Origin of the sequence: Nitrincola alkalilacustris (assembly GCF_008973755.1) — a bacterium.
Taxonomy (GTDB): Bacteria; Pseudomonadota; Gammaproteobacteria; order Pseudomonadales; family Balneatricaceae; genus Nitrincola; species Nitrincola alkalilacustris.
This window is the reverse complement of sequence record NZ_WBOM01000004.1, coordinates 80,580-104,196: the sequence shown is the minus strand read 5'-3', so window position 1 is coordinate 104,196 and position 23,617 is coordinate 80,580. Positions and strand designations below refer to the sequence as shown.

Genomic DNA, 23,617 nt, shown 5'->3' with positions numbered 1-23,617 from the left:
AAGGGGTCAGGTACATTTAATGCGCAGCATTAAATGTACCTGACCCCTTTTCTGCTGGACCCCTTTTCTGGACCCCTTTTCTGCTTTCAGCGTCTCCTGCTGCCAGCCAGTAGCATGAAGGTGCCGACTGCAATCGATCCTATACCTGCCCAGACTGGCACATTGATTGTCTCTTTTTCCTGTACGGAAAGGGAGATCGGGCCAAGGTTGGCTTCATGTGTTTCCTTGGTGAAGCTGAAGCTGCCATAAGCCAATCCAACGACCCCCAGTACTATCAGAATCAGTCCAGCGGCTTTTAATGCACTCATCTTGTTCTCCTTAACCATGACACGTTGGGTGTCTGTAGATTGAGTATAAGGTAAAGCGCTCGACTAAAGGTAAAAAGAAAAGGGTTGAGCAAGGACGCTATGAAAACAGAGACTTTCCACCATCGACATTGAGTATCTGTCCAGTGATGTAGCTTGCGCTGCTCAGGAAGAGTACAGCGTCGGCGATATCCTGGGGTGTGCCGCAGCGTTGCAGCAGGGTTTTGCTGACGACCTCCTGCTGTTGTTCAGGTGACAATGCCGCTTCGGCTTCTGGCCAAAGGATCGGACCGGGTGATATGCCATTGACGCGCACAGCGGGGGCCAGCTCTTTGGCCAGACTTTGGGTCATCATCAACAGGCCGGCTTTGGCGATGGAGTAGATCGGGTAGCCTTTGAGTCCGCGCTGGGCATGAATATCGACCAGGTTGATAATGGCGCCCTTGCGCACTGTGATTAATTGACTGAGCCGAGTGCTGATAAAAAAAGCGGCGCGCAGATTAGAGTTGATCAGATCGTTCCAGGCAGCCTGTGTGACCTGTTCAACCGGGGTTGGGTAGAAGGATGATGCATTATTGATCAGCAGATCCAGGCGTCCAAGCTCAATCACCTCTCCACATAAATGCTCCACCTCGTTCATATCAGTCAGATCTGCCTGCAGGTATCTGCAGCTGTGAGGGCGTATCCTGTTCAACTCATCGGCCAGCGCATGAGCTTCAGTCGCCGACTGGCGATAGTGAATCAGCAGGTCATATCCTTGCTGGTGCAGGCTTCTGGCGATACAGGCGCCGATCCTCTGAGCCGCGCCGGTGATCAGGGCGACAGGTGGTTCGGACAAGGATGGTTCAGGTAAAGATGATTGGTTATCCAGCACGTCACACTCCGGTTAAAAAATGCTGCAATATTTGAGTTGTTCGGCCTCAATTGCCTGTCCAAGAGCCTTGCCAGAGAAGCCGGCACGCATCAGGTCCTGTGTCGAGATACGCTCAAGCCTCAGCAGCAGATCCTGCAGTCTGATGGATAATTGCAGATCAAAATCGGGGTGTCGTGCCTGAGTCAGGTGTAACAGTGCAGACAGATGACTGTTTTTTTTCAACAGCCTGAGAGAAAGAATCATCTCCAGCCTTTTGGCTGCGTCAACCTGCTCAAGTCGATAGAGTGTTTCATGCCAGTTGCAGAACTGTACCGCCAGATCACGAAAGCGATTGGGGGCCTTTAATCGCTCAGCCATCTGTATAATCTGCTGGGCTCGCGGGTCAGTGCCCGTTGCCAGCGTCAATTCACACAGGAGCGCAAAGCAGCTCTCGGGTGAGGTATCGAGAGCCTTGAGTCTATTAAGCGCAGGTGCAGTCAGCCCCAGGTCCAGTTGTGCGAACTCCGGCAGGAGCCGGGTAAGGGCCTCTGCCTGTTTCAGTACCTCAAGAAAAACCAGAGGCTGGGGCGTTGCAAGTGCTCGCTCAAACTCCTGCCAGACACGCTCTGTGGTGAGGTGCTCCAGCTCTCCGCTCTGGCTTATCTGGCGCATCAGCTCCAGGGTCTCGTCAGCGACGTCAAACCCCAGGGGGGCAAATCGAGCAGCAAATCGCGCCACGCGCAGTACACGCAGAGGGTCCTCGGAAAAAGCGTCGGAGACATGGCGGAGTTTGCGTGCCGCAATATCCCTCTGGCCACCATAAGGGTCTATCAGTTCGCCCTGGGCAGATCGCGCCATCGCGTTGATGGTCAGATCCCGTCGCGCCAGATCATCTTCCAAAGTGACATCGGGTGAGGCGTGAAACTGGAAGCCGGCATATCCATGACCCGATTTGCGCTCGGTTCTGGCCAGTGCATACTCCTCGCCGGTATCGGGTCTGATAAAGACGGGAAAATCCCGACCAACAGGACGATAGCCCAGCGCCAGAAGCTCATCAGCACTGGCACCGACCACTACCCAGTCCCGATCCTTGACTGCCAGCCCGAGCATTTCGTCTCTGACGGCACCACCCACCAGATAGATCTGCATCAAACGCTGCACAATGCCGGAAAATCCTGACGCCAGGCTTCATAGCCGCCATCCAGACTATACACATCGGCAAAACCCTGAGAGGCCAGGTATTCGGCAGCAGGTCTGCTGCTGTTACCGTGATAGCAGCAGACAATCATGGGGGTATCGCGTGGGCTCTGGGTCAGAAACTGATCCAGGTTGTCATTACTGAGATGCCTGGCATTAGTGATATGGCCGAATTGGTAGCTTTGCTGATCGCGGATATCTGCGATCTGGGCACCCTGCTCGATGAGTGCGGCTGCTTCCTGTGTTGAGATGCAACGATAGGCAGGCATGATGTTCCTCAGTTAACGGGTATTGGTGTTTTGGGTTTACGGGAATAGGCATCGCAACTCTGGCTGAACAGGGCGCCATCTTCCAGTCTGAAAGCGGTCAGCTTATTACCCCATACACAACCGGTATCCAGAGCAATAACGCCATCATGCTGAATCTCGCCAAGGGCTGCCCAGTGGCCGAAAAGCTGCGTGCGCTCCAGCAGCTCCTCCCGTTGTGCCAGATACCAGGGAATAAAGCCTTTGGGTGCACTGCCCAGGCCGCCATTGCCCGAAAACTCAAGGCGGCCCTCCTTTGTGATAAAGCGCATGCGGGTAAAGTAGTTGGTGATCAGTCTCAGGCGCGACCAGCCCTCGATTTTTTTGTTCCACTGATCCGGCTTATTGCCATACATATGTCGAAAAAACTCACCCGCGAGGTGGCTTTGCAGAATTGTTTCCACCTCATCGGCGCGCTTTTTTGCTTTATGCAGTGACCAAATATGTGGAATGCCAGCATGAGTCATCACATAACCCAGCTCGGGGTTATCAACCAGCATGGGTCTGTGGCGCAGCCAGTCCATCAACTCTTCACGGTCATCCGCTTGCAGAATCGGCTGTAGTGTACTGTTGCGTTTGTCGAGAGTCGCACCATAGTGCAATGCAAGCAGATGCAGATCATGATTGCCCAGCACCACCGTCGCACGGTCACCAAGGTTCTTGATGAAACGCAGCACTCGTAAGGATTGAGGGCCACGATTTACCAGGTCACCAGCGAGCCATAAGGAGTCTGTATCGCTGAAGCCTATCTGCCCCAGCAAACCCATGAGCTCATCATAACAGCCCTGTATATCACCGATTGCGTAAGTTGCCATCTGCCCTTATCTCATTGCGCCTATCAAACGGGTCGGGCACATTATTAAATTTATTAAACGAATCATAGCTTAATTGGCCAAAGAGTTCACGATGCCGGAACAAGGGCAGGAGATCCCGTTGATCCGGCAGCACGTATGAAACACTTGAGCCTGAGGGCTCTACAGGTCATGATCAGCGCTGATCAGAAACAGATAACAGAGTATCGTGTCGCCAGCCTCATGTGCAGACAGTATGCGGTGCTCAACAGATAATGGAGTTTAAAATGGCTATTGCGACCTTTGCTGCCGGATGCTTCTGGGGTGTGGAATCCACCTTTGCTGAAGTACAGGGGGTGCTGTCCACGGCAGTCGGATATATGGGGGGCAATAAGGATCAGCCGACCTATCAGGAGGTTTGTGCGGGTAATACACTGCATGCTGAAGTGGTACAGGTCGAATATGATCCCGAGCAGGTCGATTATGAGCAGTTGCTGAACGTGTTCTGGCAGTGTCATAACCCGACGACGCGAAACCGTCAGGGGCCGGATGTCGGGACTCAGTACCGGTCTGCGATCTTCTTTCATGACGAGATGCAGAAGAGCGTTGCGGAGCAAAGTCGTAAAGCGCTGGATGACAGTGGTGTGCTGCCTTCACCGATTGTGACTGAAATTGTCCCGGCAGCGACCTTCTGGAGGGCTGAGGAGTATCATCAACAGTACTTCGCCAAAAAAGGTGGCGGCAGTTGCCGTATCTGATTCCTGCTGATGAATCTGATACTGATAGACCCCGCCGAGCTGGGTGAAGAGGGGCGCGTCTGTCTGACCGACAGGCGTTTTGAACATATCCGCTCCGTACATAAGGCCAACCCCGGCGATACTCTGCGAATGGGTGTGCTGGGAGGGGAGGTCGGTGTAGCGCAAGTATTGCAGATGGATGACCGGCAGGTGCTGCTGCAGATGGCGCTGGATACGCTGCAGAAGGCTCCTGAGCGCTTGCCGGTGACGCTGATTCTGGCCTTGCCACGTCCCAAGATGATGAAGCGTACACTCCAGACAGTTGCTGCCATGGGGGTAAAGCATGTCTGGCTGATCAACTCTTACCGCGTGGATAAAAGTTACTGGTCGACTCCACTGCTGCAGCCTGAAGCGATTCGGGAGCAGTTGCTGCTGGGGCTGGAGCAGGCGGGCGATACCATCATGCCGGAGGTGCACCTGCGCAAGCGCTTCAAACCCTTTGTGGAAGATGAGCTGCCAGCTATTGCACAGAATACGCGTGCGCTTGTGGCTCACCCCTATCATGCTCAGCCGTGCCCGATGGCAGAGCTGACGCCAACCACACTGGCTGTTGGCCCAGAGGGTGGTTTTATCACCTATGAGGTGGAAAAACTGGCCGAGTCAGGCTTTCAGCCGATATCACTGGGCAGCCGCATCCTGAGGGTCGAGACAGCGATCCCGGTTGTACTGGCCAGGTTGTTTCCTCTGCAGTGATTGTTTCGTCTGGTGTCAATGATATAGATCAAAGAAAGACGGTGGTTAAAAAAATAAATAAGAATCATACTTGTTTGTATTGACAGTAACATGCCATATGCGAATAATTCTTCTTACTTTATTGGCGTCGGAATTCCTCCGGCGACACATTCATCATGCTGGTACAAGGAATTGAATGATGCATAAGAAGATCCTCGCTGGTCTGGCAATTGCCGGTACACTTGTTGCAGCGCCATTCGCTGCGGCATCCAGTCTGACACTCTACTCCGGCCGCGGTGAGGCGATGGTTCAGCCGATCATCGATCAGTTTGAGAAGCAGTCAGGTATCAAGGTTAATGTACGCTATGGCGATACCGCTCAGTTGGCTGTTCTGGTGCAGGAAGAGGGCGCACGCTCACCCGCTGACCTGTATTGGGGGCAGGATGCCGGTGCGATGGGCGCTCTGAGCAATCAGGATATGCTGCAGGAGCTTCCCGCTGAGATTTACGAAGGGCTGCCTGCCGTATACACCAGCCAGAAGGGTAACTGGGTAGCGTTGAGCGGTCGTTCACGTGTCATTGCTTATTCCACCAGTCGTGTAAGCGAAGATGAGATTCCGTCATCCATATTTGATCTGACACAAGAGCGATACAAGGGCCGTGTTGCGATTCCACCAACTAACGGTGGCTTCCAGGCATTTGTGACCGGTATGCGTGTTCAGCATGGTGATGATGTGACCCTGCAGTGGCTGAAAGATATGAAAGCCAATGACCCGGTTTACTTCCGCAATAACACCACCGCTGTTGCGGGTATAGCCGATGGCGATGTAGACTTCGCATTGGTAAATAATTATTATTTGCCTCGCTTTGTAGCCGCAGACAGTGAGTTCCCGGTCAAACAGACTTATTTTGAAGCTGGCGATATCGGCAACCTGATCAACGTAGCGGGTATCGCTGTACTCAAGAGCAGCAAAAATCAGGAAGCTGCACAGGAGTTCGTGAAGTTCATGCTCAGCCCTGCTGCCCAGCAGTACTTCACCTCAGTGGTTAATGAATATCCTGTCGTAAGCGGAATCATTCAGAACCCAGTGCTGGGCGATCTGGACGATCTGCTGGAAATAGCACCTGAAATTGATCTGGATCAGCTGGCAGATCTCGAAGGTACGCTTAAACTGCTGCGCGACGCCGAGCTGCTGTAACAGCCGTCTGTCGACAGCCCATCTGCCTGTATCTAATGCAGGCAGTGGAATTCAGCAGGCCAATGCTGGAGGAAACTCCACATTGGCCTTACGTGTTTTTATTTTGTGGTGATACATCTGGATTTGATATATCCGGATTTGATGCCATCGCTTGTTGATAAAAGGTAAGTGAGCTTGTCAGTGAGTCGCCATGAGTAGCAGTGTTGCAGTTCGTATTCAGCGGCCACAGGTAAAGCGCCCGCCGTTGTTTATCATGATACCCGCCATGCTGGTAGGTATCTGCATGCTGGTGCCACTGGTTTACCTCTTTGTGCGAGCCGGGCAGGCAGACATGTCTCAGCTTGCCGACCTGGTGCTCAGGCCACGCAATCTCGATCTTCTTATCAATACTCTGGCACTGACCTTTGGTGTCCTGCTGGTTGCTACTTTCCTGGCGTTTCCGCTGGCCTGGCTGGTCACCCGCACTGATATGCCCTATCGCCGCCTGCTGACCATTCTGGCGGTTGTACCACTGGCCGTGCCCGGCTATGTGATGGCCTATGCGCTTCTGGGTATCGGCGGCCACTATGGCGCGCTGGCGCGGTTGTTCGATATCCATATCCCCAATATCCAGGGATACTGGGGTGCAGTCTGGGCGCTGGCACTGTATACCTTCCCCTATATTTTCCTGAATCTGCGTGCAGCCTTGCTGGGCCTCGATAGCTCTCTTGAAGAGAGTGCGCAGAGCCTCGGTTATTCTCATTTTGAAGTGCTCAGAAAAATAATCCTGCCACACCTGGCACCTGCCATACTGGCTGGGTATCTGGTGGTTGGACTTTATGTGCTTGGGGATTTCGGTGCGGTGGCACTGATGCGCTACGAAGCCTTCAGCTATGCGATCTATAACCAGTACTCAGGTGCATTTGATCGTATCTATGCCGCCTGGCTCTCGATCATGCTGCTGTCGCTGGCTGCCTGCTTCGTATTCATGGAGGTACTGGTACTCAGGCGCAAGCGCCTGGCCAGTGTCGGCAGCGGATCGATCCGGCCGATCAAGCCCAAAGCGCTGGGGCGGATGAAGCCACTAGCCGTGATCTACCTGTTGTTCGTATTTGGCAGCTCGATAGGCCTGCCGATTGCGATGCTGTCTTACTGGCTGTTTCTGGCTCCGCCCGACATGAGTGTGTTCCTGCAGGTGCCCTGGACCTTTGCCCGTTCCGTTTTTGCGGCGATGCCGGCAGCCGTTCTGGCCGCTCTGTGTGCGCTGCCTGTGTGCTATATGAGTGTGCGCTACCCATCGCGCCTGTCGGCAGCAGTAGAGCGCTCCGTGTATATCGGTTATGCGCTGCCACCGTTGACTCTGGCGCTGGCAATGGTGTTCTTTGCCCTGCATGCCGCTTACTTTTTCTACCAGACACTGGGCCTGCTGATCATCAGCCTGACAGTGGCCACGCTGGCGCTGGCGATGGGTCCAATCCGCAGCGCATTGATGCAGACGCGCCCCAATCTGGAAGAGGCCTCCTACGCTCTGGGATACTCCCAGTCCGAAACCTTCTACCATGTCGTGTTTCCGCGCATGCGCAGAGGAATACTGTCGGGCGTGGCGCTGGCATTCATGTTCTGTATGAAAGAGCTGCCGATTACCCTGTTGCTGGCGCCGACCGGTTACAATACTCTGGCAGTCACCGTTTTTTCCCGCACGGTAGAGGGCATGATGGCAGAAGCCGCGCCCTTTGCAGCCGCCATTGTCATTTTTTCGGGGCTGTCGGTGGGAATGGTGCTTAATCGCGAGGCAAACCGATGAACAGTAATCAGATGGTGAGAAGTGGGGTGGAGGTTGTCGATCCGCTGTCGGCCAGTTGGGCTGAACAGATACGTGTCGAACATCTGACCAAGCACTTTCACAGCGAAGATCCACCAGCGGTGGATGATCTCTCTTTCTCACTGCATGCCGGCGAGATCCTGGCACTGCTGGGGCCAAGTGGTTGCGGTAAAACTACAACGCTGAGAATGATCGCGGGCTTTGAGCTGCCCAATGCCGGTCGTATCCATCTGCATGGGCGCGATGTCACGGATCTGTCACCACAGCAGCGCAAGATCGGTATCGTGTTTCAGGATTATGCGCTGTTCCCGCATATGACGGTGGAGCAGAATGTCAGTTTTGCGATGCGCCATCTGCCGAAGGCGAAGCGTCCTGCCAAGGCGGTTGAGTGGCTGGCATTGATGGGGCTGTCAACGCTGACAACCCGTTACCCGCATGAGCTCTCCGGTGGCCAGCAACAGCGTGTGGCGCTGGCAAGAACACTTGCGGCAGAGCCGGATCTGGTACTGCTGGATGAGCCTTTCTCCAATCTGGATGCATCGTTGCGTGAGAGTACCCGTAACGAGATGCGACACCTGTTCAAACAAGCCGGCACCACCGTGATACTGGTCACGCATGATCAGGCCGAAGCGCTGACCTTTGCAGATAAAGTCGGGGTGATGAGTGCAGGTAAACTGGTACAGCTTGATACGCCACAAATGGTTTATCAGTATCCCAGCAATGCCTTTGTGGCGCGTTTTCTGGGTCATACCAATCTGATCAGCGGCGAGGCCGAAGATGGCAAGGTTAAAACCCCGCTGGGTGAACTGGTCGTGGCGGATGGAGTGGCAGGTGAGGTCAGGCTGTCACTAAGGCCAGAAGATCTGTTTTTAACGCAATCCATGGACGGTAAAGGGGCTAAAGTGGTCGGGCGCGAGTTCCGAGGGCACGATTACTTCTACATACTGGAGCAGGATGGCGCGCAATACTGCGTTATCACCCCCAGCCACCACTGCTTCGATATCGGCAGCCGGGTTAATATCAGCGTGTTGCGTACTGGGGCCGTCTTGCCGGATTAAATGTTGCCGGAATAACTGTAGCCTGTATAAGTTTCAGTACAGATACCAGTTCAAAATATCCTGGCCCCAGAGCAGGGCCACCCAACCGGCTATTGCCAGATAGGGGCCGAAGGGCAGGGGATTCTGAGCTTCATGCCGCTTTACCGCAATCATCAGGCCAGCCAGAATCACACCGGCCACGGACGAGAAGAGAATCACCATCGGCAGCACTGAGACGCCACCCCAGGCGCCAAAGGCGGCCAGTAGCTTGAAGTCGCCGTAGCCCATTCCTTCTTTGCCAGTCAGCAGCTTGAACAGCCAGTAAACACTCCAGAGCACCAGATACCCCAGCGCAGCGCCCCACACTGCATCAGACAGGCTTGTGATCAGTTCAAAGCTGTTCAGTATCAACCCCAGCCACAATAACGGTAGCGTCAAACTATCTGGCAGGAGGTGGTGATCAATATCGATGAAGGTCAGCGCGATCAGTGTCCAGGTCATCAGCAGCAGTGCCACGCCGATCGGTGTGATGCCGTAACGCCAAGCGATAAAGGCACCGGCCAGGCCATTGAACAGCTCAATCAGAGGGTAGCGAGCCGAGATGGATGTCTGGCAGGAGCTGCAGCGTCCGCGCAGAAACAGATAGCTGAAGACCGGGATGTTTTCGTACCAGGTGATCAGATGGCCACAATGACCGCAGCGTGAACGAGGGGTGGCCAGATTAAAGGGTGGCTCTTCATCCGTAGTAGTGCGCGCTGAATCCTGGTCCTCTGCCACCATGGCAGCTTTCCACTCACGCTCCATCATCACCGGCAGGCGCAGAATTACCACGTTCAGAAAACTACCCACCAGCAGCGAAAACAGCAACCCTGTCAAAGCGGCCCAACCACTGCCGGCAGGGAAAAGTTCAAATGCGAGTATCAAATCCCGAATCCACCATTCGCAGTATTACACAACGTTACCCAGCTGGAAGATCGGCAGATACATCGCAATAACCAGGCCACCAACCAGAATGCCCAGTACCACCATGATCAAAGGTTCCAGCAGGCTGGAGAGGTTGTCGACAGCGTTATCAACCTCCTCTTCATAGAAGCTGGCGATCTTGTCGAGCATCGCATCCAGCGAGCCTGCCTCCTCACCGATGGCGATCATCTGGGTGACCATCACAGGGTACACGCCGGTCATGTTTACGGCATTCTGCAGTGACTGACCGGTAGATACACCATTGCGAATCTGGATAATGGAGGTGCGATACACCACGTTACCGGCTGCACCGGCGGCCGAATCCAGTGCCGTTACCAGCGGAACACCTGCGGCAAAGGTGGTGGAGAGCGTTCGGGCAAAGCGGGCTATGGCGGCCTTTTTCAGAATCTCTCCCAGAACAGGAATCTTAAGCACAAAGCGGTCGACTCCATCGGAAAACTTCTGGGATTTCTCCATCAACTTCGAGAAAGCAAAACCGAAGGCGACAGCGCCGATTAGAGCAAAAAACCAGTAGGACTGGGCAAATTCCGACAGGCCAATCACCATCAGTGTGAAGGCGGGCAGGTCGGCACCGAAACTGCGGAAAATATCCTGAAACTGAGGGACCACTTTAACCAGCAGAATGGCCGATACCACAATACCCACCACAACAACGGCTGCCGGGTAGGTCATCGCCTTTTTGATCTTGGCTTTGAGTGATTCGACTTTCTCCTTATATTCGGCGATTCGATCCAGCATCGTCTCCAGAGCACCGGACTGTTCACCGGCCTCTACCAGGGAGCAGAAGAGATCATCAAAATACTTGGGGTGTCTTTTCAGTGCGGTGGACAGATCCGTACCGCTGTTGACATCGTTGCGTACCTCGTAAATCAGCTCTTTCAGCTTGGTTTTTTCGCAACCATTAGCGACGATCTCAAGGCCTTGCAGCAGCGGTACACCCGATTTCATCATGGTGGCCATCTGGCGCGTAAAAAATGCGATATCCAGAGGCTTGATCGGCTTGTTCTTATTGCTTAAAAAACTGACGCTACGCTCTTTGGCTACCCGCTTGGGGTTGATACCCTGCCGGCGCAGTTGCGCCTTGGCCATGGCTATATTTTCGGCATCAATCTTGCCTTTGCTTTTATTGCCGCTTTTATCCTTGCCTTCCCATGCAAAGGTGAGTTTTTTCTTTTCCTTAACTGCTGTAGCCATGGTGTTTCACTTCCGCCGTCAGGTTTTGATTACGCGGTTCATCTCTTCAAGGCTGGTCAGACCGCTGGCCACCTTGAGTAGTGCAGATTGGCGCAGAGTCCTGAAACCCTGCTGGCGCGCAACACGCTGAATATCCAATGATGTTCCATTCTCCATGATGCACTCAGCGATCTCCGCAGACATCGCCAGCATCTCGTAGATACCGACACGGCCCTTATACCCCTTGTTGCACTTCTGACAGCCCTCATGGTTGGCTTCAAACAGGTGCAGGTTGGGAATCTGGTCGGCGGTAAAGCCCTCTTCCAATAGTGTAGCCTCTGGAACCGAAGATGGCTTCTTGCAGGACTCACACAAGCGTCGTCCCAAGCGCTGAGCAATGATCAAACTGACCGAAGTGGCCACGTTAAATGCCGGTACGCCCATATTACGCAGGCGAGTCAGTGTTTCGGGAGCACTGTTGGTATGCAGAGTCGATAATACCATATGCCCCGTCTGTGCTGCCTTGATCGCGATTTCGGCGGTTTCAAGATCTCGGATCTCGCCCACCATCACTACGTCGGGGTCTTGGCGCAAAAATGCACGCAACGCCTCGGCAAAGGTCAGGCCAACCTTGTTGTTGACATGTACCTGGTTGATCCCTTCCATATTGATCTCGACAGGGTCCTCGGCAGTCGAGATGTTGCGCTCAGAGTTGTTCAGGATATTCAGGCCGGTATAGAGGGTGACGGTTTTACCGGAACCGGTCGGACCCGTTACCAATACCATGCCTTGAGGCTGCTCCAGCGTCTTGAGATAGATCTCACGCTGATCCGGCTCAAACCCCAGCGCCTCCACACCTATCTTGGCGCTGCCCGGGTCCAGAATACGCAGTACGATCTTCTCACCCCAGAGGGTAGGCAGACTGTTGACACGGAAATCGATGGCCCGGTTCTTGGATATCTTGAGCTTGATACGCCCATCCTGAGGCACGCGCCGCTCAGAGATATCCATCTGCGACATCACTTTGAGACGTGCGCCGAGGCGTGATGCAAGGTTCAAAGGCGGCTTGTGCACCACCTGCAAAATGCCGTCGATACGACAGCGCACACGATAGGTTTTTTCGTAGGGTTCAAAGTGAATATCCGATGCCCCGGTTTTGATCGCATCCATCAAGACTTTATTGATAAAGCGTACAATCGGCGCATCGCTGGCCGCATCCTCGGCGCTCTGCTCCTCTTCGCGCTTGTTCGGGCCATCATCAACATCGATATTGTCTAGGTCGGCATCATCCAGCTCGCCCAGGGCATCGTTCTGCTCATCCAGGTATTTATCGAGTTTAAGTGCCAGTTTGTCCTGTTCAACGATGACCACTTCTGTAGTCACGCCGGTATGGAATTTGATTTCGTCCACACCCTGCATATTGGTCGGATCGGCCACCGCGACATAGAGGCGATTGTCGCGCTTCATCAATGGCAGCATCTGATGCTTATTGATCAGTGATTCGGCCACCAGGCCTTTGGGAAGTGTGTCGGCGGGGATGGTATCAAGATCGAGCAATGGCAGGCCAAACTCTTCCGAGGCGGCAGAGGCAGCACGGTGTGCACTGATCAGGCGCTGCTTGATGATATAGCTGACAAACGGCTCTTTCTCCTGACGGGATTTGGCCACGGCATCAGCTGCGACTTCGGCTGAAAGGGCCCCATCCTGCACCAGTCTCTTGGCCAGTCCACTTAAGGGTTGAACGCCTTGTGTCACCTGCACTCCCATGATTCTCTTCTTAAGATACAGAGTATTGCAATCAAAACACAGTTCTCTTCAGTTATCAATGAACTGGCAAGCCCTTTACAGGTTACGCTTTAATCCGGCAAGCCTTTATCACGAAGCTGAGTTAAGCTTAGTCACAAGATTCTTTGAACGGTAATATAATGGCATGGTTTTTAAAAGGGTTATTTGCGCCCAGAGCGTTACTGGCAGGCGCTATCGGGTATCGATATGACCATCCAGCAAAACAGATCAGTTATCACAAGTATGGATGATTTTTCCAGAACCTGGCGCCCCTTGCGCATATTTAATGCCTATCGCCTGTTTCTTGCGGCCCTGTTTGTGTTTCTGATTCACTTCGGGTTTCAGCAGGCGCCTCTGGCCAGTACGTCTGAGCAGCTCTTCAGTCAGGCAAGCCTTGCCTACCTGATCTTCGGTTTTGCTGCGATAGTGCCTTTATGGTTACGCTGGCCGCGCTATCTTCTGCAAGTCAGTGCTCATATCGGGGCAGATATACTGATCATCGTTGTGCTGATGCACGCCAGCGGAGGTGTTGGCAGTGGTGTCGGCATGCTGCTGGTGGTCAGTATCGCCATCGTCAGCACCATGGTGACGGGTCGGCAGTCCGGCTTCTTCGCTGCTGTAGCGACACTGGCTGTATTAGCAGAGCAGCTCTACAGTGCGCTGGTGGGGCTTGATCATCATATCAACTATCCACTGGCTGGCATGCTCGGGCTGGCGCTTTTTGCCACGGCGATCATGGCACATGTGCTGGCCAGTCGGGCCACGGCGAGTGAGGCGCTGGCCAGGCAGCGTGGCCTGGATCTGGCGGATATGGCGCAACTGACCGACTATATCATCGAACAGATGGAGGTGGGGGTGATGGTGGTAGATCCCGACGGCCAGGTGCGCTTTATCAACAACGCCGCCTGGAGGCTTTCTGGTGAGCCAAGGCTACCCAAGCATGCCGAGCTTGAGGATTATTCAGAGGAGCTGTCGCAAGAACTGCAACGCTGGAAAAGCATGAAGCGAGAGGGTCGGCAACGCTTCCTGATCAATACCGGACGCCGAAAGCTGCTGATCAACCTGGTGGCAATGGATAAAGGGCAGGAGAGCCCCACCCTGATTTTTCTGGAGGAGGCTGATGCCACAAGCCGTGAGGCACAGCAGCTCAAGCTGGCTGCGCTGGGCCGACTGACCGGCAGTATTGCACATGAGATCCGCAACCCGCTCGGTGCTATCAGCCATGCCGGAGCTCTTCTGGCTGAATCTCCTGTGCTGGATGCGGCAGATAAACGCCTGACACAGATCATCAGCGAGCAGTCGAAAAGGGTCAACAGTATTGTTGAAAGCATCCTGCAACTGGGCAAGCGTGATAAGACTCAGCCGGAACTGATCTCATTACATCACTGGCTGTCGCACTTTTTGCGGGACTATTACTATACGCGCTCAGAGGCGCGAGATCGCATCCTGCTGGAGCCAGTACCAGAAGATATGCAGGTATGGTTTGATCCTATCCACCTGAATCAGATCATCAGCAACCTGTGTGATAACGCTTTGCGCTTCAGCAAGCCTTTGGCCGGACAAGCTGAGGTGAGGCTGCGATGTGCCTGGTTTGGTGGCAAGCATGGCTATATTGATGTGATTGATACCGGGCCGGGGGTGGCCAAAGTCCATCTTGATCAGCTATTCGAGCCCTTTTTTACTACTGATGGCCGCGGTGTCGGGTTGGGGTTGTATCTGTGCCGAGAGCTGGCCGAGTTTAACCTGGCGCAGTTACGGTATATAGGCGAAGAAGACGAGGGTGGGCATTTTCGGCTACTATTTCCGGCACAGCAGATCGACAGGAATCAGGAATGAGTGATAACAAAACGGCCAGACGCGTACTGATAGTGGATGATGAGCCTGATATCCGCGAACTGCTGGGTATCACCTTGTCCCGTATGGATATCACCTGCACCGAAGCTGGCGACTTGCAGCAGGCCAGAGACGCGTTGAGTAGGGAAACCTTTCAGTTGTGCCTGGTGGATATGCGCCTGCCCGATGGTAACGGGATAGATCTCATTCGACATATACAACGCACACGGCCCAATCTGCCTGTGGCGATGATCACCGCCCATGGCAATATGCAATCTGCGATTGATGCCCTCAAGGCGGGTGCTTTTGACTTCCTGAACAAGCCTGTTGAACTGCCAACCCTGAGAAACCTGGTTCGCTCGGCACTGTTGCTGGGTGAGCAGACAGAGTCCGACGAAGCTCCAGCCAGTAATGATTGCTTGCAACTGCTTGGCCACTCAGCACCGATCGAATCGATACGCCATACCATCCGCAAGCTGGCACGCAGCCAGGCGCCGGTTTATATCAGTGGCGAATCAGGTACAGGCAAGGAGCTGGTAGCACGCCTTATACATGCTCAGGGGCCACGTGCCGAGCAGCCTTTTGTGGCCGTGAACTGCGGAGCGATTCCGGCAGAGCTGATGGAGAGTGAACTGTTCGGTTACAAAAAGGGCAGCTTTACAGGCGCCTATGCGGATAAGGAGGGGCTTTTCCAGTGTGCAAGCGGTGGTACGCTGTTTCTGGATGAGGTGGCAGACCTGCCGCTGGATATGCAGGTTAAGTTGCTGCGAGCTATTCAGGAAAAAGTGGTTCGGCCTGTCGGGTCTCAGACTGAGGTGCATGTTGATGTGCGCATACTCAGCGCCACACATAAGGATCTATCAGAACAGGTTGCCGTCAAACGCTTTCGTGAAGATCTTTATTACCGTATCAACGTGATTGAGCTGCATGTGCCATCGCTGAGGGAGCGGCCCGAGGATATCCCCTTGCTGGCGGATCATTTTATTCAGCAACTCGCACAAAAAATGGCGATACCTGCGCCTGAACTCAGTGCGGGTGCGAGTGCTGATCTTCTCAAATACAGCTTCCCAGGAAATGTACGACAGCTTGAGAACATACTGGAGCGAGCACTAACCCTTTGTGAGGGGGCCGTGATCGAGTCGGATGACCTGCTGCTTGAAAAGAATAACCATCATGAGCAGCCACCCATCACACCAGTGGCACAGCTGATCAGCAGCCCATTTGATCTGGATGAGCTGATCCCGGATGAGACGCTGGTGGAGCAGGTCGGTCTGGAAGCCTATCTGGAAAGCATCGAGCGCAAGCTGATTAATGACGCCTTGCAAAACAGTGGCAACAACAAAACGGCAGCAGCCAAACGACTGGGGATCTCATTTCGGGCGCTGCGCTACCGGCTGAAGAAGTTGGAGATGGAGTAGAAGAGTGACGCAACAGGTCATGAATGTGACAAAAATTGTCACATTGCAGTGCGGAATAATGTTACTTTAAGTAGGTCTATCACTTGGTAAAAGTTATTATCATTCATAAATATACATAAATAACAATTATTTAGAGTATTATTGGATCGCCTTGAGTGTGTTGGCTCATATCTTGCTTGATACGTGTAGGAAAGATGTTCCAAGCATGAAGTGCTACTGGCTTGAGCCAGATCAGCTTCGGGTTTAAAAGGATATGGACAGCAACTGAAGCATAACCTAGTATCAAATCAAGTTCGGTGGACAACGATGTATGGCCACAAAACGGATTATTAAACTCGCTGGAGAAACACTATGAAAAGACAACAAGGTTTTACACTCATTGAGTTGATGATCGTCGTGGCGATCATCGGTATTCTGGCTGCGATCGCGCTGCCGGCTTATCAGGATTATACGAATCGTGCTAAGGCGTCTGAGATTGTACTGGCTGCAAGTGCTGCACGTACTTGTGCGACTGAAATCGTTCAGTCAGGAGGTGTTTTGACGAACGCTGCTTTGGCTACATGTAGCACTACAGCCCAAACCCAATATGTTAGTGGGGTAACTGTTGCTCTTGTTGGTACCGATAACGTACTGGTTACAGCTACTGGTCAAGGTTTCCCAGCTCCTAACCCTAGCCCTACAGTAAGGTTAACAGGCAGTATCAGCGGCAACAATATAAGCTCTTGGACTTGTAGTGGTACACCAGCTAACTGGATGCCTGGTTCTTGCCGCGGTTAATCTGCAGATACATATTGTGTAATTTGCTGTTGTAGCATAATGGCCCTGGCTAATTAGTCGGGGCTGTTTTTATTCTCTGGTTAAACGATGTGCGGACTCAGATGATAAAAAAACAGGATGTGGCTGCAGGGCCTGCAAATCGCCTGTTGGCTTTTGTAATAAAAATTTTCGTCCTCCTCCTGATTTTTAGCGCAACATGGATCAGTTATAACCAAGGTGTTACTGGTGACCTTTTTTATGATGACCTTTCTTTTCTAGGCCCATTAGAAAAAATCGAAAATAGAGCTGATGCTATCCAGTTTATTAAGGATGGTAATGCTGGCCCATTGAAGCGGCCTATAGCACTGCTTTCATTCCTGCCGCATGCTGATTCATGGCCGGAAAGCAGCATTACAGCTCGAAAGATTAATGTGTTGATTCATTTGAATAATGGCTTTTTGCTGTTTCTGCTTGCTTACCAGCTTCTGAGGCTACGAAATGAGCTTAGTCGTGATACGGCCTACTGGGTAGCCATAATGGCAGCTGCTTTATGGTTGGTGCTACCATTATTAGTATCCACCAGTTTGATCACAGTTCAGCGATGGACCGGTCTGTCCACTCTGTTCGGCCTTGTCGGCCTCAATATCTTTACTTTTGGATACTTTCTGCAAGCTGAAAAAGCGCGCTGGGCTATTTTTCTACAGGGTGCTGCATTAGGTGTCTTTACGCTTCTGGCAATGTTTACCAAAGAGAGTGGTGTACTGTTTCCTATTTATGCGTTGGTGATTGATGCAGTCCTGCTAAGTCATTTAAAAACAAAAAAATGGGTTCGCTGGCTACGAAGTGCAGGACTCTGGATTGGCTTACTTGCTTTGTTGTATTACCTGTCACCACTCAATTATAACTGGTTTTCAGTGAACAGCTTCCGAGGTTGGTCTTCTTTTGATCGACTGCAAACTCAGTTTGTTTTGCTATGGCATTATCTTTATATAGCTTTTGTACCTCATATTGGATTCTATGGTCCTTTTCATGATGACGTTGAGATAGTCACAGGATGGATTCCATTTATATCTTTTTTGATATTTGTTACTCTGACGGTTCTTGCATTCAAACATCGTAAGAAAAACCCTTGGCCATTATTTGCTCTGCTTTGGTTTTTTACAGGCCATCTTATTGAGTCTACAATTATTCATGTTGAATTGATGTTTGAACATCGTAATTACCTGGCCATTTATGGCCTCTGCTTTGCTCTAGCTGTTTTAGTTTGGCAGATAACTGGTAAGCTTAAGAGAATTGCACCAGTTCTGCTGGCTGTTTACACGGTGATTATGTGGGGTGCACTCCATGCTACCACATCTATCTGGGGAAACTCCTTGGAAGCAGCTGAAAACTGGGTGAAGCACCACCCTAACTCACCAAGGGCTCTTATGCATTTAAGCTCGGTTTATTATGACGCTCTGGGGAATGAAAGTTATTCTTCTTATGTATTAGACCGTTCAGTAGAGAACTGTATAAATTGCCTTGACGTTAGAATGCAGTTGTTTCTTTATAGCTGTACTAGTGATGATAGCCCGGATGATATTCAGCGCCGCTTTAATGTTCTTCTGGAAGAAGCACATCAAGCGCGTCTATCGTTATCGTTGCTTGACAGTTTTTACCCGTTTCAGGAGCTATTGGCGACTCAATCTTGCGGCTTTATTTCTGATCAAGATGCTTATAGACTGATTTCGTTATTGCTTGAAAATCCCAATTATTCCAGCTGGCATAATCAGGTCCACCTCAGTTTTCATGCTGCCTATTTTGCAAAGGAGCAAGGTGATATTTCACTGGCTTTAGAGCATCTTAATACTGCGCAGAGGCTGGGACCCCATGTAATGCCGATTCTGCAAATGCAGGTCCATCTTCTTCATCAGAAAGGTATGGAAGAGGCTGCATTACAGTTGATTGAGGAAAGACGGTTAGTACGCAATCGAAATCGCTTTATGTCAGATGAAGCATTGGATGACTTGGAGGCAATGGTTAAAACCGAGATGATAAATACAGGCGATTCATAAGTCGGATCTGAGATGATTGTATATTTAAGCTAATTAGTAGCGGCCTAAAATTGATCAAATAGATTGAGTCACATATTGTGAAACTGATAGTTCAGATCCCATGTTATAACGAAGAGCATACGCTTGCGGTCACGATCGCAGATATCCCGCGAGATATTCCGGGAATCGATTGTGTGGAAGTCTTGGTGATAGATGATGGCAGCACAGACCGTACCTCGGAAGTGGCACTGGCGTCTGGAGCCGATCATATTGTGCGTTTGAAGTCTAACCAAGGGTTGGCAAGAGCATTTCGTGCTGGCATGGATGCTTGTCTGGAGCTGGGTGCAGATATAGTAGTGAATACCGATGCGGATAATCAGTATATGGGGGCTGATATTCCAGCATTGATTGCACCCGTACTGTCGGGACAAGCAGATCTTGTCATTGGTGATCGTCAAACAGCTTCTATTTCTCACTTTTCTCCGATTAAAAAAGCACTGCAATGGTTCGGAAGTTATGTGGTACGTCGTCTTTCTGGAACCAATGTACCGGATACTGTAAGTGGCTTTCGTGCCTACTCACGCGAAGCAGCAATTCGCATCAATGTGTTATCCAATTTCAGCCATACGATAGAGACGATCATTCAAGCCAGCAGGCGTAATTTAACGATCACTTCAGTACCTATACGTACCAATAAAGTGCTACGTGAATCGCGACTTTTCAAGAGTATTCCTCACTTTATAAGCCAGTCCCTGATTACCATGGTACGTGTGTATGCGATGTATAAACCGTTGCGTGTATTCTTCTTCGCCGGACTCGTGTTTTTTTTGATTGGTGTAGCACCAATTATCCGGTTCATCTACTTCTATCTCCAAGGGGCAGGGCAAGGGAATATTCAATCGCTTTTGCTTGGAAGTATGTTTGTATTGATGGCGGTATTTGCTTGGTTAATAGGATTGGTTGCAGATTTGATGTCATTTAATCGGCAATTACAGGAGTTGACGCTCGAACGCGTAAAACGAATCGAGTTTGATTTAATAGCAAAAGCTAAGGCTTCATCGACTAAGGTGAATGACTGCAGAAAAGATGAAGACTGATACCAGCCAAAATCAAGTATTACATCTCCCACGGCTATTAGTGTTGGCTTCTACATTTCCTCGTTGGGCTGATGATACTGAGCCTTCTTTTATTCTGGAGCTTTGCCGTCGGCTCTGTAGCGAGTATGAAGTTCATGTGCTGGCACCGCACTCACCAGGAGCAGCAAAGTTTGAAATCCTGTCGGGAGTGACTGTTCATCGCTTTGGTTATGCCCCGGAGCAATATCAAACACTGACATATGATGGTGGGATACTGTCACGTTTAAAGCAGAACCCCTGGAGAGTTGGATTGATTCCCCTTTTTCTTGGTGCTGAGGCTTTGGCAATTCGCAGCTTGCTCAAAAGATTCGAGTTTTCAGCGATACACAGCCACTGGATTATACCGCAAACATTGTCACTACGATTGGGCACATTAGGCTTGAACAAAATACCACCTGTACTTTGCACTAGCCACGGGGGCGATCTGTTTGGTCTCCAAGGTGCAGTACTGAGTAGATTAAAACGATGGTCGCTAGCGTGTTGTGATGCTGTTACAGTTGTCAGTAATGCCATGGTTAGTGAGGCCATTCGACTGGCGCCTGAAATAAAGCCGGCAGTTATTCCCATGGGTACATGCCTGACTAAGCGGTTTATTGTTGATGCTAGTGTTATAAGGGAAAAGAGAGTCGTTCTTTTTGTAGGTAGACTTGTTGAAAAAAAAGGGGTTTTCTACTTACTTGAGGCCATAGCCAGAATTTTGCCACAATACCCCGAGCTTCAGCTCTGGATTGCTGGGAAAGGGCCAGATGAAGAAGGTTTAAAAAACAGAGCAGTGCAGTCTGACCTTGCTGGCCATGTTAATTTTCTAGGTGGTATTCCCCATGCAGATTTGCCAGACCTGTATCGAAGGGCTAGCATGACTGTTGTGCCTTCTGTTGTCGCAGAGGGTGGAGACCAGGAAGGCTTCGGCTTAGTGATTGTTGAGGCAATGGGGTGTGGTAGCCCCGTAATTGTTTCAGACTTACCAGCGATTCAGGATATAGTACCAGCAGAACACCTTGCCCAAAGAGTTAAGCCAAGGGATGTCAGTGCATTGGCTCAGGCTATATCAGATACGTTGGGTAACCCTCATAAGGCATTAGAGCGTGCAGATAAAGCATTAAGCCATATTAAGGAACGGTTTGATTGGAGTCACATCGCCCAAGAATATTCTAAAATATTAAAGACGTTAAAAAAAAGTGATGTTAATCATCATGAATGACTAAAAAATGCACAATTCATATTGAAGAGTAGTCTGGAGCCAATGCGCATTCTTATATTATGTAAGAGGTACTATACAAATAAAGACCTTATCATTGATCGGTTTGGGCGTTTATATCATTTGCCAGTAAATATGGTTGGTGATGATATTTCAGTAAATGTTTTGGCAATAGATTATAGAAGCTATCGGCCGCTGAAGGTTGTGCATGAAGGTGTGCAGTTTACATCAATTCCATTCAGAATTTTATCGATACCATTTGCATTATATAGAACATATAATGAGATTAAACTGATCAATCCAGACGTGATAATTGCTAGTGGGGATAGTCACATTGGTTTTATGGCCTCGATTTATGCAAAAAAAATAGGTTGTAAATTTATATTTGATGTCTATGATTTTTATTTATGCTTCAAGTCAGGTAAAATTCCGGGTATGAGATATATGTTTAAATCAGCTGTTTCGTCGGCTGATTTAGTCATGTGTGCAAGTGATAGCTTGGTGGAGTACGTTTCAGGGCTGGCTAAAGAAACATTATGTATTGTAAATGGAGTAGACAGAAAGTTATTTAAGCCACTTGATATGTATGAGGCACGCAGAGAAGCAGGGTTGGAAGTTAATATTCCAATTGTGGGATATTTCGGATCAGTTACTCCAGTAAGAGGGCCACTTTTAATTGATGCTTGTAAAAAGCTTATTGACGAATATACCGAATTAAAAATTGTTATTGCAGGAAAAGTCACTGATGTTGATATTAATAATGACTGGATTGTTTACATGGGAGAGCTTTCGCAAGATAAAATACCAGCCTTAATTAATGCATGTGACGTTGTCACGATACCCTATGCATCTGATACTTTTAACGATTATTGTGGTGCGTGCAAAATAGCAGAGTATTTGGCGTGTGAAAAACCAGTTGTAGCAACAGATGTATCAAACCATAAAGAGATTTTTCATCACTCTACGTGGGTTGTAGCAGAGTGTACAGCTGATAGTTTGATGGAAAAAATTAAAAATAATCTTGATAGCCCTAAAAAATTCAGATTTGATGATCGTTATGAATGGCAAAATATTGCCCAGCTTTTAGTGGGAAAAATAAGAAAAATATTAAAATCACAAAAATAGGGTATGAAATGAAAGTGAAACGAGTTGCTATTCTAGCGTACTATTACCCTCCCTATGCTGATGTTTCAGGTGTTCGTGCAAGTAAATATGTTAAGTTCTTGCCTCAATATAGTTGGGAGCCAATCGTAATTACTGTCGATCCAAGATATTACAAAGGTAAAGTTGTCAAAAGTGATACTGGGAAAGCTTTAGATTTCGGAAAAATAATTAAAAATAAATATTATAATTTTCCATTTAATGTGCTTATTTGTAAGCTGTTATTCCCATTTTATTCTTTCATTCAAGTTTTAAATAGAAAAAGTGATATTGATATAGTTTATATAACGGGTAGTCCATATCATCCATTCATTCTTAGTTTTTTCTTCAAGTTTTTTTTAAATATTAAAACTGTTCTCGATTTCAGAGATTCATGGAGTATTAATCATGGTTTTGATGGTAAAGCTCGAAGAGGTGTGCTGTCCTTTATAAGGGAGAAGCTCTATATTTTGATTGAAAGGTTTTCGATAAAATATGCCTGTTATGTGGTGTTTGCAACTAAAGAGTTGATGAGCGAGTATGCTAATGTACATTATAAATATAAGAATAAGTTCTCAGTCATCCATAATGGAGTAGATTATGATGATTTCAAAGAGGTAAAACCTAATAGAATTAATCAAAAAAATATAATTATTATCAGCGGTAAGTTTTTATTATATACACCAGATGCATTCAGCTTGATGGCTGAAGTTTTGAAGAATAATAATGATCTATTTTTTTTTTATATAGGTGGAGAATATAAGCAAATTGAAAAATGCTCTTTAAAATATGATGTGAGCTCACAGGTTAAAGCATTACCGTACCAAGACTATAAATTGGTTCTAGACTATATTGCGGGGTCTGATGTTTGTTTATTTACTAATGGAATGAAAAATGGACTTGGAACAAAGATATTTGATTATGTGGCGTTAAAAAAGCCTGTGGTTTGTCTTGTGCCTAAGGGTTCAGTTGTTTTTGAATGTTTTTCAGAAAAAGATTATGTATTCGTTTTAGAATACCCTTGTGATTTTGATGTATTTGAAAGCTATGTCAATAAAGCAATGTCCGCTATAATTACAGATTATAGCGAAAATGTTAAAAAATATAGCAGGTGCGAGGCTTCAAAAAAACTAAGTGATATCTTTAATGAGTGTGTAGGAAAAATATGATTTGTTCTAACACGATATTCGTTTTAGGTTAATTTA

21 protein-coding genes are annotated in these 23,617 nt (G+C 49.5%); 13 read left to right on the top strand and 8 right to left on the bottom strand.

The window, feature by feature from the left end:
• Positions 1 to 86: 86 nt before the first annotated feature.
• From F7R27_RS08420 to F7R27_RS08400, 5 genes are all read right to left on the bottom strand, one after another.
• Complete coding sequence (locus tag F7R27_RS08420) at positions 87 to 308, bottom strand: hypothetical protein (protein ID WP_151703804.1); 222 nt, start codon at positions 306 to 308, stop codon at positions 87 to 89.
• Between the two features lie 97 nt (positions 309 to 405).
• Positions 406 to 1,179 (bottom strand): pteridine reductase, encoded by a 774-nt coding sequence (locus F7R27_RS08415; protein ID WP_240776306.1) that lies wholly within the window; start codon positions 1,177 to 1,179, stop codon positions 406 to 408.
• Positions 1,180 to 1,191: 12 nt separating this feature from the next.
• Entirely contained in the window at positions 1,192 to 2,319 is a 1,128-nt protein-coding gene (locus F7R27_RS08410; RefSeq protein WP_338088395.1) for a tRNA nucleotidyltransferase/poly(A) polymerase-related protein, read from the bottom strand.
• Positions 2,307 to 2,624 carry a thiosulfate sulfurtransferase GlpE gene (gene glpE, locus F7R27_RS08405; RefSeq protein ID WP_151703803.1) on the bottom strand — a complete coding sequence of 106 codons (318 nt, stop codon included), beginning with the start codon at positions 2,622 to 2,624 and terminating at the stop codon, positions 2,307 to 2,309. The genes F7R27_RS08410 and glpE overlap by 13 nt, the downstream gene beginning before the upstream one ends.
• Before the next feature lie 8 nt (positions 2,625 to 2,632).
• Positions 2,633 to 3,475, bottom strand: a complete 843-nt coding sequence (locus tag F7R27_RS08400; protein ID WP_151703802.1) for a symmetrical bis(5'-nucleosyl)-tetraphosphatase — start codon at positions 3,473 to 3,475, stop codon at positions 2,633 to 2,635.
• Between the two features lie 263 nt (positions 3,476 to 3,738).
• Here F7R27_RS08400 and msrA point away from each other — a divergent pair, with 263 nt between their 5' ends.
• The 5 genes from msrA to F7R27_RS08375 all read left to right on the top strand — a co-directional run bounded on the left by msrA (position 3,739) and on the right by F7R27_RS08375 (position 8,977).
• Entirely contained in the window at positions 3,739 to 4,209 is a 471-nt protein-coding gene (msrA, locus tag F7R27_RS08395; RefSeq protein ID WP_151703801.1) for a peptide-methionine (S)-S-oxide reductase MsrA, read from the top strand.
• A gap of 9 nt (positions 4,210 to 4,218) precedes the next feature.
• Positions 4,219 to 4,941, top strand: coding sequence for a 16S rRNA (uracil(1498)-N(3))-methyltransferase (locus tag F7R27_RS08390; RefSeq protein ID WP_151703800.1), 723 nt, complete (start codon positions 4,219 to 4,221; stop codon positions 4,939 to 4,941).
• A 178-nt stretch (positions 4,942 to 5,119) separates the two neighbouring features.
• Entirely contained in the window at positions 5,120 to 6,118 is a 999-nt protein-coding gene (locus F7R27_RS08385; RefSeq protein ID WP_151703799.1) for an iron ABC transporter substrate-binding protein, read from the top strand.
• 190 nt (positions 6,119 to 6,308) lie between these two features.
• Entirely contained in the window at positions 6,309 to 7,901 is a 1,593-nt protein-coding gene (locus F7R27_RS08380) for an ABC transporter permease (RefSeq protein ID WP_206060459.1), read from the top strand.
• Positions 7,898 to 8,977: an ABC transporter ATP-binding protein gene (locus tag F7R27_RS08375; RefSeq protein ID WP_151703798.1), complete on the top strand. Its 1,080-nt coding sequence runs from the start codon at positions 7,898 to 7,900 to the stop codon at positions 8,975 to 8,977. The genes F7R27_RS08380 and F7R27_RS08375 overlap by 4 nt, the downstream gene beginning before the upstream one ends.
• Positions 8,978 to 9,010: 33 nt before the next feature.
• On the opposite strand, the gene F7R27_RS08370 is transcribed toward F7R27_RS08375, so the two are convergent.
• From F7R27_RS08370 to pilB, 3 genes are read right to left on the bottom strand one after another with little or no spacing between them, the layout of a single operon-like run.
• The gene (locus tag F7R27_RS08370) at positions 9,011 to 9,880 is read right to left on the bottom strand and encodes a prepilin peptidase (RefSeq protein WP_338088394.1); all 870 of its coding nucleotides are present in this window, start codon (positions 9,878 to 9,880) and stop codon (positions 9,011 to 9,013) included.
• 24 nt (positions 9,881 to 9,904) lie between these two features.
• Positions 9,905 to 11,134 (bottom strand): type II secretion system F family protein, encoded by a 1,230-nt coding sequence (locus F7R27_RS08365; RefSeq protein ID WP_151703797.1) that lies wholly within the window; start codon positions 11,132 to 11,134, stop codon positions 9,905 to 9,907.
• 18 nt (positions 11,135 to 11,152) lie between these two features.
• Positions 11,153 to 12,880, bottom strand: coding sequence for a type IV-A pilus assembly ATPase PilB (pilB, locus tag F7R27_RS08360; protein WP_151703796.1), 1,728 nt, complete (start codon positions 12,878 to 12,880; stop codon positions 11,153 to 11,155).
• A gap of 183 nt (positions 12,881 to 13,063) precedes the next feature.
• On the opposite strand from pilB, the gene F7R27_RS08355 reads away from it, so the two are divergent.
• From F7R27_RS08355 to F7R27_RS08320, 8 genes are all read left to right on the top strand, one after another.
• Positions 13,064 to 14,734: a sensor histidine kinase gene (locus F7R27_RS08355; RefSeq protein WP_151703795.1), complete on the top strand. Its 1,671-nt coding sequence runs from the start codon at positions 13,064 to 13,066 to the stop codon at positions 14,732 to 14,734.
• Positions 14,731 to 16,149: a sigma-54-dependent transcriptional regulator gene (locus tag F7R27_RS08350; protein WP_151703794.1), complete on the top strand. Its 1,419-nt coding sequence runs from the start codon at positions 14,731 to 14,733 to the stop codon at positions 16,147 to 16,149. The genes F7R27_RS08355 and F7R27_RS08350 overlap by 4 nt, the downstream gene beginning before the upstream one ends.
• Positions 16,150 to 16,500: 351 nt before the next feature.
• Positions 16,501 to 16,926 carry a pilin gene (locus tag F7R27_RS08345; RefSeq protein ID WP_151703793.1) on the top strand — a complete coding sequence of 142 codons (426 nt, stop codon included), beginning with the start codon at positions 16,501 to 16,503 and terminating at the stop codon, positions 16,924 to 16,926.
• Positions 16,927 to 17,027: 101 nt separating this feature from the next.
• Positions 17,028 to 18,959 (top strand): hypothetical protein, encoded by a 1,932-nt coding sequence (locus F7R27_RS08340; RefSeq protein ID WP_151703792.1) that lies wholly within the window; start codon positions 17,028 to 17,030, stop codon positions 18,957 to 18,959.
• Positions 18,960 to 19,036: 77 nt separating this feature from the next.
• On the top strand, positions 19,037 to 20,035 hold the full coding sequence (locus tag F7R27_RS08335; protein WP_151703791.1) for a glycosyltransferase family 2 protein: 999 nt from the start codon (positions 19,037 to 19,039) through the stop codon (positions 20,033 to 20,035).
• A complete protein-coding gene (locus tag F7R27_RS08330; protein ID WP_151703790.1) occupies positions 20,010 to 21,275 on the top strand; it encodes a glycosyltransferase in 1,266 nt (421 codons plus the stop codon). The genes F7R27_RS08335 and F7R27_RS08330 overlap by 26 nt, the downstream gene beginning before the upstream one ends.
• Positions 21,276 to 21,317: 42 nt before the next feature.
• Complete coding sequence (locus F7R27_RS08325) at positions 21,318 to 22,397, top strand: glycosyltransferase family 4 protein (protein ID WP_151703789.1); 1,080 nt, start codon at positions 21,318 to 21,320, stop codon at positions 22,395 to 22,397.
• Positions 22,334 to 23,581, top strand: a complete 1,248-nt coding sequence (locus F7R27_RS08320) for a glycosyltransferase (protein ID WP_151703788.1) — start codon at positions 22,334 to 22,336, stop codon at positions 23,579 to 23,581. The genes F7R27_RS08325 and F7R27_RS08320 overlap by 64 nt, the downstream gene beginning before the upstream one ends.
• The last annotated feature ends 36 nt before the right edge of the window (positions 23,582 to 23,617 follow it).